This is a genomic window from Marinobacter maroccanus (assembly GCF_002933275.1).
Lineage (GTDB): Bacteria > Pseudomonadota > Gammaproteobacteria > Pseudomonadales > Oleiphilaceae > Marinobacter > Marinobacter maroccanus.
This window is the reverse complement of the sequence record NZ_PSSX01000026.1, coordinates 30,091-43,117: the sequence shown is the minus strand read 5'-3', so window position 1 is coordinate 43,117 and position 13,027 is coordinate 30,091. Positions and strand designations below refer to the sequence as shown.

The window sequence follows — 13,027 nt, the reverse complement described above, 5'->3', positions numbered from 1 at the left end:
AGCCTATTTCTGCCGTTAATAAGTCGGTGCTTTATGCCCCTTTACCGCAGGGCAGTGACTATCCAGCCACAACGTTGATGCGCCCACATCGGCGCACTTATGAGNCCNCTGCTCTAACCAACTGAGCTATAGGCCCGTTAAGCGAACGCTGTTTTGAGAGGTGTTTCCGGAGGGGGAAACAAAGCGGGCGCCATTATACCGGTGAGGTGTGGCGCCCGCTACTGTTTGGGAAATTATCCCTGATTGCCCTGGTCGTCGATAAAGCCACGCAGGTGATCGGAGCGTGACGGGTGACGCAGTTTGCGCAGGGCCTTGGCTTCGATCTGACGGATCCGCTCCCGGGTAACGTCGAACTGCTTGCCGACTTCTTCCAGGGTGTGGTCGGTGTTCATCTCGATACCGAAGCGCATCCGCAGAACCTTGGACTCGCGGGCGGTGAGGCCGGCCAGCACCGAGCGGGTGGCTTCGCGCAGGCCTTCGGCGGTGGCGGAATCCACCGGGGAGAGGGCCTGGATATCTTCGATGAAGTCGCCCAGATGGCTGTCTTCGTCGTCGCCAATCGGGGTTTCCATGGAGATCGGCTCTTTGGCAATCTTCAGTACCTTGCGGATCTTGTCCTCAGGCATTTCCATGCGCTCGCCCAGCTCTTCCGGCGTGGGTTCGCGACCCATCTCCTGCAGCATCTGGCGGGAGATGCGGTTGAGCTTGTTGATGGTCTCGATCATGTGCACCGGAATACGGATGGTGCGGGCCTGGTCCGCGATAGAGCGGGTGATGGCCTGACGAATCCACCAGGTGGCATATGTGGAGAACTTGTAGCCCCGGCGGTACTCGAACTTGTCCACCGCCTTCATAAGGCCGATGTTGCCCTCCTGGATCAGGTCCAGGAACTGCAGGCCGCGGTTGGTGTACTTCTTGGCGATGGAAATAACCAGACGCAGGTTGGCCTCAACCATCTCTTTCTTGGCGCGGCGTGCCTTGGCCTCGCCGATAGAGACGCGACGGTTGATTTCTTTGATGTCGGCAACGTCCAGATCCACTTCGGTCTGCACATTCTGGATGCGCTTCTGCAGGCGAACAATCTCGTCAATACGCTCGGCCATGGGCGCTGCGTAGGGCTTCTTGCTCTTGGCGATCTTCTCGGCCCATTCCAGGTTGGTCTCGTTGCCCGGGAACGACTTGATGAAGTCCTTGCGGGGCATTTTACACTCGCGAACACAGATCTGCATGATCGCGCGCTCGTTCTCACGAACCAGGTCGTTGGTGGAGCGAACCACGTTGACCAGCTCATCAAACGCCTTGTTGGCAAGCTTGAACGGTGCGAATACCTGGCCCAGCTCGTTCAGGGCTTCCTGGGTTTTCTTGTCGGAACGGCCGTGCTTGGCCAAGGCCTTGTTGGCGGCATCGAGCTTTTCGTTGAGCAGCTCGAAACGGAGACGGGTCTCTTCCGGATCCGGGCCGTTATCGGTTTCTTCTTCCGACGAGTCGTCGTCATCGTCGGAAGAGGAATCGGAATCGTCGGAGCTCTCGGTGGTGGTTTCCTCGCCCATGAACGGCTCGGCGTCGTCCGGATCGAGGAAGCCCGTTACGATGTCGCTGATGCGACCTTCGTTTTCGAGAATACGGTCGTAGGCCTGGATTACCGTGCCGGCGGTACCCGGGAAGTGTGCAACGGCGGCCATCACATCGCGGATGCCTTCTTCGATGCGCTTGGCGATAACGATTTCGCCTTCGCGGGTCAGCAGCTCGACGGTACCCATTTCACGCATGTACATGCGCACCGGGTCCGTGGTGCGGCCAGCATCGGTTTCTACGGCGGCCAGAGCGGCGGCGGCTTCAGCGGCGGCGGCTTCGTCGGCGGTGGAATCGCCCTCGGTCATCAGCAGGGTATCGGCGTCTGGTGTTTCTTCGCACACCTGGATACCCATGTCGTTGATCATGCGAATAATGTCTTCGACCTGATCCGGGTCAGCGATATCTTCCGGGAGGTGGTCGTTTACCTCGGCGTAAGTCAGGTAACCTTGTTCCTTGCCTCGTGCAATGAGGTCTTTCAAACGTGATTTTTGCGAATTGCCTGACATAGACACCCTGTAAACTCGCTTTTAGAAGGAAAAAAGTTAAACAGCCATTATAGCTGTCGCTTAGTTGCTCTGCCACCAAGGAGCCTAGGCTCAAAGGTTAGATGGTGATCAGCGCATCAAGTTTCAAGTGCTGCTAGTCCCCGGTACCACTGCTCAGGGCTCTCAGCTCCTGCCGTTCCTCGGTCGTAAGGTTCGACAGATTTCTCAATAGTGTGGCAAGCCGCTGCTGGCGGGATGCCTCTTCGTTCGGACTCAGAAGCTCGCGGGCGGCGGCCAGTGTGCTCTCCCGGGCCGGAATATGCTCGATCCCGTCAAACAGGTGGTAAAAGCGCTCACGAGCGCCCGTATCCAGTGCCAGCTTACGCACCAGGGTTTTCCGGTCCCGGATGTCGTTTGCCAGAATCCACTCGGCAAAATTCCGGGCCTGATTGAACTGCCGGGAGCTGCGGGCCAGTTCGGTCACCTCGGCGGCCAGGTCCGGTGCTTCCAGCAGGGCAAGGCACAGAATGCTGTCCTTGCTGAGCTTTACATCGATGCGATCTTCGGAAACCCGATCCCGTCGCTCGCCGTTCCGCCATCCTTTCTGGCCCTGCTGGCGGTTCTGCCACTGGTTCCGGCCACCGCAAAGGCGGAGCATTTCGTGCCACATGGCATCCCGGAGGGTGCTTCTGGGCATCTTGTTGAGCAGAGGTTCAACTCTGGCTCGCAGTTCGCCCCGGTGCTCAGGCAGTTGCAGGTCCAAGCCTTCGCTCTGCCGGTCAAACAAATACCGTGACAGAGGTGTTGCCCCTTCAATGCGCTTCTGGAACGCTTCCGGCCCCTCCTTGCGCACAAGGGTGTCCGGGTCCTCGCCCTGGGGCAGCATCAGAAACTGAAGATGCAGGCCGTCGGCCATCAGTTCCAGCGCGTTCTCCATGGCCCGGTCGGCGGCCCGGAAGCCGGCCTGGTCGCCATCAAAGCAGAACACAATGTGCCTTACCTGCTTCAGCAGCGCTGTCAGGCTGTCCTGGTTCGTCGCCGTGCCCAGTGTCGCAACCGCATAGTGAATGCCGTGCTGGGCGAGGGCGATCACATCCATGTAGCCCTCAACCACCAGCAGCTTGTCCAGCTGTCGGATGGCCTGTTTGGCTTCGAACAGGCCGTAGATCTCGCGGCTTTTGTGGAATACATCCGACTCCGGAGAGTTGATGTATTTCGCCTTGTCGTCCCCCAGGGTGCGGCCGCCAAACGCAACGGTTCTGCCCCGGGTGTTGCGAATCGGGAACATTACCCGGTTGCGGAACAGGTCCCTGGGCCTGCCGTACTTGTCGGAAACCGTCCCGGTTTCAATCAGCGGGCCCTGCAGATCCTTGCTGGCGGCATCAAACAGCGCGGTACCGGTTGAAGGGGCGTAGCCTACCTGGTACTGCTCGATGATGCTGTTGTCCAGGCCCCGTTGCTGCAGGTAGTCCCGCGCATAGGCGCCTTGCTGACCGCTGAGCGATGACTGGTAGAAACGGCTGGCAAAGTCCAGGGCGTCGGTTAATGTTCGCGCCTGCTGGATTTCCTGCTTGGCCGCGCGGTCGTAGGGCACTTCCAGCCCCACCCGTTTGGCCAGCTCCTCGACCGCTTCGGTAAAGCCCAGGCCTTCAAACTCCCTGACAAAGCTGATGGCATCGCCATGGGCGCCGCATCCGAAACAATGGTAAAAGCCCTTGTCTGGCCGGACATTGAACGAGGGTGTTTTCTCGTCGTGGAACGGGCAACAGGCCTTGTAGTTGGCCCCGGCTTTCTTGAGCGTAATGCGTGAACCGATCAGTTCCGCCAGGTCGATACGATCCAGCAGGTTTTCAACAAACTGTTGAGGGATCAGTCCGCTCATGGGGGCTCCACATCAGGCCGTTATCGGAGTTGGCCAATAGCCAAAAATGCCGCCGAAGCCAGGCCTCGGCGGCATTTTTGAGTCGCTCTGTGCAGCCTGCGGCTGTACAGGCAATCAGTGCTTTGCAGTCAAGCGGCGTCAGGTGAAACTTAGTACAGACGCTCGAACTTGCGCTGTTCCCGCTGAAGCTTCTTGAGATGACGCTTAACGGCAGCGGCTGCTTTGCGCTTACGAACAGCGGTCGGCTTCTCGTAGTGCTCACGACGACGTACTTCAGAAAGTACACCCGCTTTTTCGCAGGAACGCTTGAAGCGACGCAGTGCTACGTCAAACGGTTCATTCTCTTTCACTTTAACAGCTGGCATTCGAAAATCACCTACCTGATAGATTCGGTTTCAATTTTGTCCGTCTGGCGAGGCCAGACCGGTTCTCGATCCCTGGTCAGATTGGCTAAAACTCGACCAGTGCATATTTTATGGGCGGCAATGATAGCGCCTGCGTTATAGCAAGGTCAATGTTTGTTCGATGAATCTGCCAGTGGGTTTCGGGTTTCTGCTAAAATGCGCGTCGTTTTCATTTCTGCCAACCAATGTGGCCCGACATTATGCTGATTCTAGGTATTGAAACATCCTGCGATGAAACCGGCGTAGCGCTGTATGACACCGAAACGGGGCTGCTGGGGCATGCCCTGTTCAGTCAGATCGACATGCACGCGGATTACGGCGGTGTCGTGCCTGAGCTGGCGTCCCGGGATCATGTTCGCAAGCTCCTGCCCCTGTGCGATCAGGTGCTGGCAGATGCCGGGAAAAATCGGAGCGACATAGAGGGAATTGCCTACACTGCGGGCCCAGGGTTGGTGGGCGCCCTGATGGTGGGCGGCTCGGTGGCCCATGCCCTGGGTTTCGCCCTGGGTATTCCCGTGCTGGGCGTGCATCACATGGAAGGGCATTTGCTGGCGCCCATGCTGGAAGACAATCCACCTGCGTTTCCGTTCGTCGCACTGCTGGTCTCGGGTGGTCATACCCAACTGGTCAGGGTTGATGGCATTGGCGAGTACGAGATGCTGGGCGAATCGGTAGACGATGCCGCCGGTGAGGCCTTTGACAAGACTGCCAAGATGCTCGGTCTGGACTATCCGGGTGGCCCCCGCGTGGCGGCGCTGGCGGAAAAGGGTACCGAAGGCCGTTACCGGTTCCCGAGGCCGATGACCGACCGGCCAGGGCTGGATTTCAGTTTCAGCGGTCTGAAAACCTTCACGCTCAATACCGTCAATGCTGCACGTGAGGCGGGCGGACTGGATGACCAGACCCGGGCGGATATCGCCCTGGCGTTTGAGGCCGCTGTGGTCGACACACTGACCATCAAGTGCCGTCGGGCCCTGGAGCAGACAGGCTGCAAGCGTCTGGTTATTGCCGGCGGTGTCAGCGCCAATAAACGGCTGCGGGCAGGCCTGGAGAAGATGACCGAAAAGCTCAAAGCCCACGTATTCTACGCCCGCCCTGAATTCTGTACGGATAACGGTGCGATGATTGCCTACGCCGGCGCCCAGCGCATGAAGGCTGGCCAGCAGGATGGTGAGCGTATTGTGGCGGTGCCCCGATGGCCCATGAACACGCTGCCACCTATAACCGAACCTCGATCCACCGGATTGGTCGACTGATGATTAAAGCCCGGCTTCGCGGCCCTGGGCCAGCCGGATCAGGTTGTTGCGGTGGCGAACGACGATCAACAACGCGAGCAGGCCGAACAGGGGCAGCGTTTCCGGTTCAATGAAGGCGCTGATCAGTGGGCCGCTGACAATCGCCACCAGGGAGGCCAGAGCTGAAATGCGCCACCGCCAGATCACCAGCATCCAGATAGCAGCCATCATCAGCGTTGTGATCGGTGCCAGCGCGAGGCCGGCACCAAGCGCCGTTGCGACGCCTTTCCCACCCTTGAATCGATAGAAAATCGGGATCATGTGGCCGGTAACAGCACACAGGGCAACGACGGCCTGAACCATCACGGAAAGGCCGGCGGCATGGGCCAGCCATACGGGCAACCAGCCCTTGGCCGCATCCAGCGCAAGAGTCACCAGGGCTGGCGGCCAACCGCCGGTGCGGTAGACGTTCGTAGCGCCGGGGTTGCCAGAGCCCTGGGCCCGGGGATCGGGTAGCTTCCAGAGCTGGCAGACCGGCAGGGCAAACAGCACCGAACCTGCCACATAAGCGGCGGCGCAGAGCAAAACCGTTAACACCGGATCACTGGGAAGCATGCTATGGGCCCGGAAGCAAAGACGTATCTGGTGAATGTGTGCGAAAATGCCCGCCCTGAAAGCACAGGCCAGCTTGTTCACAGTATCCCCTGGTTGTGCGTTATTCAATCACCAAAGAGTGGAAGAATCCGGGAGCACCCTTGGCAGACACCGTATTGATCGAAGGCCTGGTTGTGGAAACCGTGGTCGGAGTTTACGACTGGGAACGGGAAGTCACCCAGAGCCTGGTGATTGATCTGGAAATGGCCTGGGATAACAGTGTGCCGGGTACGACAGACGATGTGGCCGATGCCCTGGATTACGCTGCCGTCAGCACCCGGGTCGAGTCCTGCCTGCAGGCGCTTAGGCCGAAACTGCTTGAACACGGTGCGGAGGTCCTGGCAAAAACGCTGCAGGATGAACTCGGCATCAAGTGGTTGCGGCTGGCGATACGCAAGCCGGGTGCCGTTCCCGCGGCACAGGCGGTGGGCGTTCGGATCGAGCGGGGAGAGAAAACTGAGACAGGAGTGCGGTAATGGCAGCGGCGGTCCGGGTTTACATCAGCATTGGCAGCAACGTGGACAGGGAGCGTTATGTCACTGCCGCGCTTGATGCCCTGTCTGCATGGTTTGGTGAACTGATCATCTCCCCGGTCTATGACAGCGAGGCAGTCGGATTTGACGGGTCTCCGTTTCTGAACCTGGTGGTGGGTGTGGATACGGCCTTGCCAGTGGCTGAGCTGTCACAGCGTTTCAAACAACTGGAAGCCGATAATGGTCGGCGTCGGGATGTGCCGAAATTCAGTGCGCGAACCCTGGATCTGGATATTCTCACCTACGGCGATGCGGTCGGCCAGATAGATGGCGTCGAGCTGCCCAGGGGGGAGATTCTAAAAAACGCCTTCGTGCTGCGCCCGCTGGCTGACATCGCGCCGGAGGAAACGCATCCGGTGTGCGGTCAATCCTACGGCCAGTTGTGGCGGGAATACAGCACCGGCCAGAGGCTGTGGCCGGTGGATTTCAACTGGCAGGGCCGGCAGATCTCAAGCGCCGCCGGTTGAGCGGAACCGTTCAATAAGGTGATCGGTCGAGCTGTCGCTGGCCTGGTTGCCGCCTTTCTCGCCAAGCAGACGCGGCAGGATGCCCTTACCCAACTGTTTCCCGAGCTCCACGCCCCACTGATCAAACGAATCCACATCCCAGATTACCCCCTGTACGAAGGTGCGATGTTCGTAGAGGGCGATGAGTGCGCCAACGGTCTCTGGCGTCACGCTTTCCATAATCAGTGTGTTGCTCGGCTTGTTGCCCGGGATGACCTTGTGGGCCGCAAGCTGTTCAGTCTCGGCTTCGGACCGACCCTCCGCGGCCAGTTCTGCCCTGGCTTCTTCCAGTGATTTTCCGGCCATCATGGCCCGGGACTGGCTCAGGCAGTTGGCGAACAGATCTGCGTGATGGGTAGCCACTGGGTTGTGGGTTTTGAGGGGGATGATGAAGTCGGCCGGAATCAGCCGGGTGCCCTGGTGGATCAACTGGTGATAGGCATGTTGGCCATTGGCGCCAACACCGCCCCAGATGACCGGGCCAGATTGCCAGGCAAGGGGGGCGCCAGCTTGGGTCACGCTCTTGCCATTGCTTTCCATGTCCAACTGCTGGAGGTGGTCCGGAAGGCTGCGCAGGTAGTGATCGTAGGGCAGGATCGCGTGGGTCTCGGCACCCCAGAAATTGTTGTACCAGATGCCCAGCATGGCCATAACCACAGGGAGATTCTCCGCCAGTGGCGCTTCACGGAAGTGCTGGTCCATGCCATGGGCGCCGGCCAGCAGTGCCCGAAAGTTGGCCATGCCAACGCTGAAGGCAATTGGAAGCCCGATGGCGGACCAGAGCGAGTAACGCCCGCCCACCCAATCCCACATCGGGAAGACGTTGGCCGGATCGACGCCGAAGTCCTGCGCCGCCGGTACGTTGGCCGTCACCGCCATGAAGTGCTGCGAGACAGCCTGTTCATCGCCGCAGCGATCCAGAAACCACTGCCGCGCCACCTTGCTGTTTTCCAGGGTTTCCTGGGTCCGGAACGACTTCGACTGGATCAGGAACAGGGTGGTTTCCGGATGTACCTGGCGAAGCGTCTCGCAGATTTCAGTGCCATCAATGTTGGCCACGTAATGGCATCGAATGCCGGCCCGGGCATAGGGCTGAAGGGCTTCGCCTACCAATTTGGGGCCCAGGTAGGAGCCGCCAATCCCGATGCTTACCACGTCGGTGAAAGGTTTGCCGGTGTATCCGGTGCGACGCTGATCCAGAACATCGTTCACCAGGGTTTCCATGCGATTGAGGGTGTTCTGAACCTCGGCGATCACGTCCTCGCCGTCTACCGTGACTGCCTCGGTTCCCGGATTGCGCAGTGCGGTGTGCAGGGCAGGCCGATCCTCGGTCACATTAACGCGCTCGCCCCGGAGCAATGCGTCTCGTCTGGCTTCCAGGTTGCAGCTCCTGGCCAGCGCCAGTAATGCCTCCAGCACCTCATCAGTGATGCGGTTCTTGGAAAAGTCCAGCGACAGCCCTGCGCCTTCAATAAAGTAGCGCTTTGCCCGCCCGGGATCCTGCTCGAACAGATCCTTCATGAGAACGCCGTCCAGGCGTTCTCGCTGTTCCTTCAGTGTCTGCCATTCGGGTTTCGAGGTCAGTACTGCAAGATGTGCGGGCATCAGAGCGTCCTTTTCTGTTGGCTTATCGGGTCAGGGACAGGTTGTCGATCAAACGGGTCGTGCCCAGGAAGGCTGCCGCCAGGATGGTAATGTCCCGATCCTCGGCTGTGGCCGGTTTGAGCGTCTGGCTGTTGACGATGTTGAAGTAATCCGGCCTGAGGCCGGCGTCTCCGAGACTTTTCTCAGCTTCGCTTTCCAGCGCCTGAAAGTCTGTACGACCATCGTTGATCTTCGCCGCCGTGGTCTGCAGGGTCTGGTGGACCGCCGGCGCAATCTGCCGCTCCTGAGGTGTCAGGTAGCCATTGCGTGAGCTTTTCGCCAGGCCGTCGTCCTCTCTCACCGTGGGCGCGCCCACCACATCCACAGGGATCATCAGGTCACGGACCAGTTTTCGGATTACGGCGAGTTGCTGGAAATCCTTCTCGCCAAATACGGCAAAGTCCGGCTGCACCATGTTGAACAGCATGGTGACTACCGTGGCAACACCCTCGAAATGGCCCGGCCTGCTGGCGCCGCAGTGGCCATCGCTGACATCCGGCACAACGACCTGGGTCTGCTTCGCCAACCCCTCCGGGTAGATTTCCTCGGCGCTGGGCGCAAATACCAGTGTGTTTCCGGCCGAGGCAAGCTTGTCCTGGTCTTCGGCCAGTGTTCTCGGGTAGGTATCGAGGTCTTCACCGGCCCCGAACTGCATCGGATTTACAAAGATACTGGTGACCACAACATCCGCCATTTCGGCCGCTTTGCGAACCAGCGAAATATGACCTTCGTGCAGGTTGCCCATGGTGGGAACGAGGCCGATGGTTTTTCCCTGCTGGCGATAGCCGCGGAGGATGGTTCTCAATTCTTTCAGGGAATGTACGGTTCTCATGCCTTGAACGTATGCTCCTCAGCGGGGAATGTGCGCTCGCCTACGGCTTTCACGTAGGCCTGCAGGGCGTCCTGTATCGAATCTGTCTCGGCCAGGAAGTTCTTGACGAACCGTGGCTTGCGGCCGGTGGTAATGCCGAGCATGTCGTGCAAGACAAGAATCTGGCCGTCTGTATCCGGGCCCGCACCTATTCCGATGACCGGTGCTTTTACGGCCTGGGCGATGCGCGCAGCCAGAGGCGCAGGGACGCATTCCAGTAGGATGACATCGGCGCCGGCGGCTTCCAGTTCGCAGGCATGTTCGATCATCATTTCGGCTGCCTTTTCATCGCGGCCCTGAACCTTGTAACCGCCAAATTTATTGACGAACTGCGGAGTCAGGCCCAGATGCGCACACACCGGCACGGCCCGCTCGGTCAGAGCGGTAATGGTCTCTTTCATCCAGTCGGTACCCTCAAGTTTTACCATGTGGGCGCCGGCTCGCATCAGTTCTGCTGCGTTTTCCAGGGCAGACTCAACTGTGCCGTAACTCATGAAGGGCATGTCAGCCATGATAAGGGACCCGCGGTTACCTTTGGCCACACAGCTGACGTGATACACCATCTGATCCATAGTCACCGGCAGGGTGCTGTCATGGCCCTGGAGCACCATGCCGAGGGAATCGCCGATCAGGATTACGTGAACGCCCGCTTCGCTGACCACCTGGGAAAAGGTGGCGTCATAGGAGGTAAGGGCAGCGAAGGCTTCGCCCTTCTGCTTGAACTCACGCAGGGTATTGATGGTAACAGCCATAGAATCCTTGCCTTTTGGGTGGATGGGCCTGGGCGTGCCGGGGTGTCGGCATTGAAGTGTTAAGGGTAATCCGCCGGTGGAAGCTTGCGCAAGCCGTTGTCGGGGCATTGGCTGCGCAGCTCGGCAATGGGGGTGCCGTCAGGTAGGGCCAGGTCCGCCTTCAGGTCCAGCAGGGGCTGGAGTGCAAAGTCGCGGTTCCGTAGTTCCCGATGGGGTACGGTGAGGCGTTTGTCGTCCAACGTCTGGTCGCCGAAGAGCAATATGTCCAGGTCGAGCGTTCGGGGTCCCCAGTGCCTCAGCCGTTCCCGGCCGTGCTTATGTTCGATGTTCTGTAGTTCGTCAAGCAGCCGGTGTGGCGGCAGGGACGTGCTCAGCCACACGGCACCGTTCACGAAGTCCGGCTGGTCCTGGGGGCCGACCGGGCGGCTGGCATAAAACGGGGATTGAGCCACCAGAACCGTTTCCGGCAGGGTAGCCAGAGCGGAGACTGCCCTGGCCAGTTGAGCCGCCGGTTCTTTCAGGTTGCTGCCAAGACCGATAAATGCATCTTTCATCATTGCTGGGAGGGGCGCTTGACCGTTTTCCGGCGACGGCGCTTTTTGGGGCCATCGTTGCTTAGTTTTGACAGCATCCGCTCCTGGCCCCTTTCATCCTCTTGCTGGAACTCGGTCCACCATTGGCCAAGCCCCGGCTCAATCTCGCCAGAGGCTTCGCGGACCAGCAGGAAATCGTAAGCGGCCCGGAACCGGGGATGGGTCATGGTGGCGAAGGCCCGCTTGCCCTGTCGCCTGGGCAGGCGCATCTGGAGTTCCCAGATTTCCTTCATGGGGCCGGAGAAGCGCTTGGGAATGGAGGTTGCCTGTACCTGGCGGCCAATCACCTTTCCGATGGCTCCGTGCAGTGCTGGCTGCACGGGATCACCGTTGTCCTGCCTGCGATGCCATTCCGCCTGAAGTGCCGGCCAGAGCATGGCGGCAAACAGGAAGTAAGGCGTAACCGACTTGCCCTGGGCGATCCGGGCATCGGTGTTTCTCAGGGCCTGGCGAATAAGCTCGTCCGGCTCACCGGACTCGATGGCCCTGACCGTCTCCGGAAACAGGGGTTCCAGCAGGTTGTAACGGGTCAGCAGGTCGTAAGTGGCCTCGCCGTGGCCCGCGGAGAACAGTTTGAGCACTTCATCAAACAGACGGGCCGGTGGAATGTGGGTCAACAGAGGGGCCAGTTCACCAATGGGCGCCTCGGTTTCCGGTTCAATGTCAAAGCCCAGTTTGGCGGCAAAGCGGATAGCGCGAAGCATGCGCACCGGGTCTTCCCGGTAGCGGGTCTCCGGGTCGCCAATGAGGCGAAGCTGCCGGTTGCGAAGATCCTCGATGCCATTGGCAAAATCGATAACAGTAAAGTCGCGGATGCAGTAGTACAGCGCATTGACGGTGAAGTCCCGACGCAGGGCGTCCTCTTCCTGATTGCCGTAAACATTGTCGCGAAGCAGCAGGCCGTGTTCACTGGTCCTGCGATCGTCATCATCGGCGTCGGTTTCGGCTTCCGCGGCGTTGCCCCGGAAAGTCGTTACCTCGATCACTTCGCGGCCAAACACCACGTGGACAATCCGGAACCGCCGTCCGATCAACCGGGAGTTGCGGAACAGGTCGTGAACTTCCTCCGGTGTGGCATTGGTCGCAATGTCAAAATCTTTGGGTTTTCCGCCCAGCAGGATATCCCTGACGCCGCCTCCTACTAGGTAGGCGTCATAGCCTGACTTGTTCAGACGATGAAGGACCTTCTTGGCAGGCTCGCTGATCACCGAGCGTGAGACGTTATGCTGGTCCCGGGGGATTTCCCGTCGCTGGTAGGTGCGGGCTTTCTTTTTACCGTTGCCGGGCATAAAGGAACGGAGTTTATCGACGAGTCGTTTAGGCATTGAAATCCGTGGTTGCGATGAGCAAAAACCGAGAGTTTAACGGTTTGAGCAGGATTTGCACACGTTTGCCGTGGATTCCCGTTCCTGGGGCCAGAAAATCAAAAGGCGGATCCGTTCTCACGAATCCGCCCTCAAAGCGTTGACGATCTGCATTGTTTTTGTTTTTGCCGGGATTTTTCTTGGTTTTTGTACCCCACTGCATATCCCCATCAAGGGGCATCTCAGCAGTGCAAACGGAAAGCTTTGAATACACAGAGCGGTCAGAGACATCGGGCGGGTTTGGAGTAGCTGCAGTGTCACCTCCAAGGTGATTCTTCTCTACATCTACAACTCGCACGTGCCGTGGGACCACTAAAAAGCAAAGTACCCAAAACACTCAGTTCGCTCACGTTCTGTTGTTGTTTTTGTTACCGAACGTTCTCTGCAGCTTTTTGTTCTTGTTGTTGGCGCTGCTTTGTCTCTCTTGTTTTTGTTGTTGTGCGCCATATAGGTTGCAGTCCGTGTGCCAGTTTTTAAATTTTCTTGGTTAACAGTATCTTACGATTTTGTAGGCCATAAGTGTTACCCC

13 protein-coding genes are annotated in these 13,027 nt (G+C 59.0%); 3 read left to right on the top strand and 10 right to left on the bottom strand.

Annotated features, from left to right (window positions below):
- Nucleotides 1-233: 233 nt before the first annotated feature.
- The 3 genes from rpoD to rpsU all read right to left on the bottom strand — a co-directional run bounded on the left by rpoD (nucleotide 234) and on the right by rpsU (nucleotide 4,307).
- The gene (gene rpoD, locus KEHDKFFH_RS18890) at nucleotides 234-2,081 is read right to left on the bottom strand and encodes an RNA polymerase sigma factor RpoD (RefSeq protein ID WP_104323338.1); all 1,848 of its coding nucleotides are present in this window, start codon (nucleotides 2,079-2,081) and stop codon (nucleotides 234-236) included.
- 133 nt (nucleotides 2,082-2,214) lie between these two features.
- Complete coding sequence (gene dnaG, locus KEHDKFFH_RS18885) at nucleotides 2,215-3,942, bottom strand: DNA primase (RefSeq protein WP_104323337.1); 1,728 nt, start codon at nucleotides 3,940-3,942, stop codon at nucleotides 2,215-2,217.
- 149 nt (nucleotides 3,943-4,091) lie between these two features.
- Nucleotides 4,092-4,307: a 30S ribosomal protein S21 gene (rpsU, locus tag KEHDKFFH_RS18880; protein ID WP_007153483.1), complete on the bottom strand. Its 216-nt coding sequence runs from the start codon at nucleotides 4,305-4,307 to the stop codon at nucleotides 4,092-4,094.
- A 239-nt stretch (nucleotides 4,308-4,546) separates the two neighbouring features.
- Between rpsU and tsaD the strand changes: the two genes are divergently transcribed.
- Nucleotides 4,547-5,602, top strand: coding sequence for a tRNA (adenosine(37)-N6)-threonylcarbamoyltransferase complex transferase subunit TsaD (gene tsaD / locus KEHDKFFH_RS18875; protein ID WP_104323379.1), 1,056 nt, complete (start codon nucleotides 4,547-4,549; stop codon nucleotides 5,600-5,602).
- Between the two features lie 3 nt (nucleotides 5,603-5,605).
- Here the strand turns inward: tsaD and plsY are convergent, their stop codons facing one another.
- Entirely contained in the window at nucleotides 5,606-6,196 is a 591-nt protein-coding gene (gene plsY, locus KEHDKFFH_RS18870; RefSeq protein WP_104323378.1) for a glycerol-3-phosphate 1-O-acyltransferase PlsY, read from the bottom strand.
- Between the two features lie 140 nt (nucleotides 6,197-6,336).
- Between plsY and folB the strand changes: the two genes are divergently transcribed.
- Nucleotides 6,337-6,711 (top strand): dihydroneopterin aldolase, encoded by a 375-nt coding sequence (folB, locus tag KEHDKFFH_RS18865; RefSeq protein ID WP_104323336.1) that lies wholly within the window; start codon nucleotides 6,337-6,339, stop codon nucleotides 6,709-6,711.
- Entirely contained in the window at nucleotides 6,711-7,235 is a 525-nt protein-coding gene (gene folK / locus KEHDKFFH_RS18860) for a 2-amino-4-hydroxy-6-hydroxymethyldihydropteridine diphosphokinase (RefSeq protein WP_104323335.1), read from the top strand. The genes folB and folK (KEHDKFFH_RS18860) overlap by 1 nt, the downstream gene beginning before the upstream one ends.
- Here the strand turns inward: folK (KEHDKFFH_RS18860) and pgi are convergent.
- Genes pgi through KEHDKFFH_RS20435 form a run of 6 tightly spaced genes read right to left on the bottom strand, consistent with a single transcriptional unit; the run spans nucleotide 7,218 to nucleotide 12,796 of the window.
- Nucleotides 7,218-8,879, bottom strand: a complete 1,662-nt coding sequence (pgi, locus tag KEHDKFFH_RS18855) for a glucose-6-phosphate isomerase (protein ID WP_104323334.1) — start codon at nucleotides 8,877-8,879, stop codon at nucleotides 7,218-7,220. The two genes, folK (KEHDKFFH_RS18860) and pgi, sit on opposite strands and share 18 nt — an antisense overlap.
- Nucleotides 8,880-8,901: 22 nt before the next feature.
- Nucleotides 8,902-9,750, bottom strand: a complete 849-nt coding sequence (gene panC, locus KEHDKFFH_RS18850; RefSeq protein WP_104323333.1) for a pantoate--beta-alanine ligase — start codon at nucleotides 9,748-9,750, stop codon at nucleotides 8,902-8,904.
- Nucleotides 9,747-10,541, bottom strand: a complete 795-nt coding sequence (panB, locus tag KEHDKFFH_RS18845; protein WP_104323332.1) for a 3-methyl-2-oxobutanoate hydroxymethyltransferase — start codon at nucleotides 10,539-10,541, stop codon at nucleotides 9,747-9,749. Before panB ends, panC begins: the two co-directional genes overlap by 4 nt.
- Nucleotides 10,542-10,600: 59 nt before the next feature.
- The gene (folK, locus tag KEHDKFFH_RS18840) at nucleotides 10,601-11,098 is read right to left on the bottom strand and encodes a 2-amino-4-hydroxy-6-hydroxymethyldihydropteridine diphosphokinase (RefSeq protein ID WP_104323331.1); all 498 of its coding nucleotides are present in this window, start codon (nucleotides 11,096-11,098) and stop codon (nucleotides 10,601-10,603) included.
- Nucleotides 11,095-12,459 carry a polynucleotide adenylyltransferase PcnB gene (pcnB, locus tag KEHDKFFH_RS18835; RefSeq protein WP_104323330.1) on the bottom strand — a complete coding sequence of 455 codons (1,365 nt, stop codon included), beginning with the start codon at nucleotides 12,457-12,459 and terminating at the stop codon, nucleotides 11,095-11,097. Before pcnB ends, folK (KEHDKFFH_RS18840) begins: the two co-directional genes overlap by 4 nt.
- A complete protein-coding gene (locus KEHDKFFH_RS20435; protein ID WP_241956559.1) occupies nucleotides 12,452-12,796 on the bottom strand; it encodes a hypothetical protein in 345 nt (114 codons plus the stop codon). The genes pcnB and KEHDKFFH_RS20435 overlap by 8 nt, the downstream gene beginning before the upstream one ends.
- Between the last annotated feature and the right edge of the window lie 231 nt (nucleotides 12,797-13,027).

Coding starts and splice junctions, on each gene's coding strand:
- rpoD (WP_104323338.1), bottom strand. CDS start 2,081: ATGTCAGGCAATTCGCAAAAATCACGTTTGAAAGACCTCATTGCACGA.
- dnaG (WP_104323337.1), bottom strand. CDS start 3,942: ATGAGCGGACTGATCCCTCAACAGTTTGTTGAAAACCTGCTGGATCGT.
- rpsU (WP_007153483.1), bottom strand. CDS start 4,307: ATGCCAGCTGTTAAAGTGAAAGAGAATGAACCGTTTGACGTAGCACTG.
- tsaD (WP_104323379.1), top strand. CDS start 4,547: ATGCTGATTCTAGGTATTGAAACATCCTGCGATGAAACCGGCGTAGCG.
- plsY (WP_104323378.1), bottom strand. CDS start 6,196: ATGCTTCCCAGTGATCCGGTGTTAACGGTTTTGCTCTGCGCCGCCGCT.
- folK (WP_104323335.1), top strand. CDS start 6,711: ATGGCAGCGGCGGTCCGGGTTTACATCAGCATTGGCAGCAACGTGGAC.
- pgi (WP_104323334.1), bottom strand. CDS start 8,879: ATGCCCGCACATCTTGCAGTACTGACCTCGAAACCCGAATGGCAGACA.
- panC (WP_104323333.1), bottom strand. CDS start 9,750: ATGAGAACCGTACATTCCCTGAAAGAATTGAGAACCATCCTCCGCGGC.
- panB (WP_104323332.1), bottom strand. CDS start 10,541: ATGGCTGTTACCATCAATACCCTGCGTGAGTTCAAGCAGAAGGGCGAA.
- folK (WP_104323331.1), bottom strand. CDS start 11,098: ATGATGAAAGATGCATTTATCGGTCTTGGCAGCAACCTGAAAGAACCG.
- pcnB (WP_104323330.1), bottom strand. CDS start 12,459: ATGCCTAAACGACTCGTCGATAAACTCCGTTCCTTTATGCCCGGCAAC.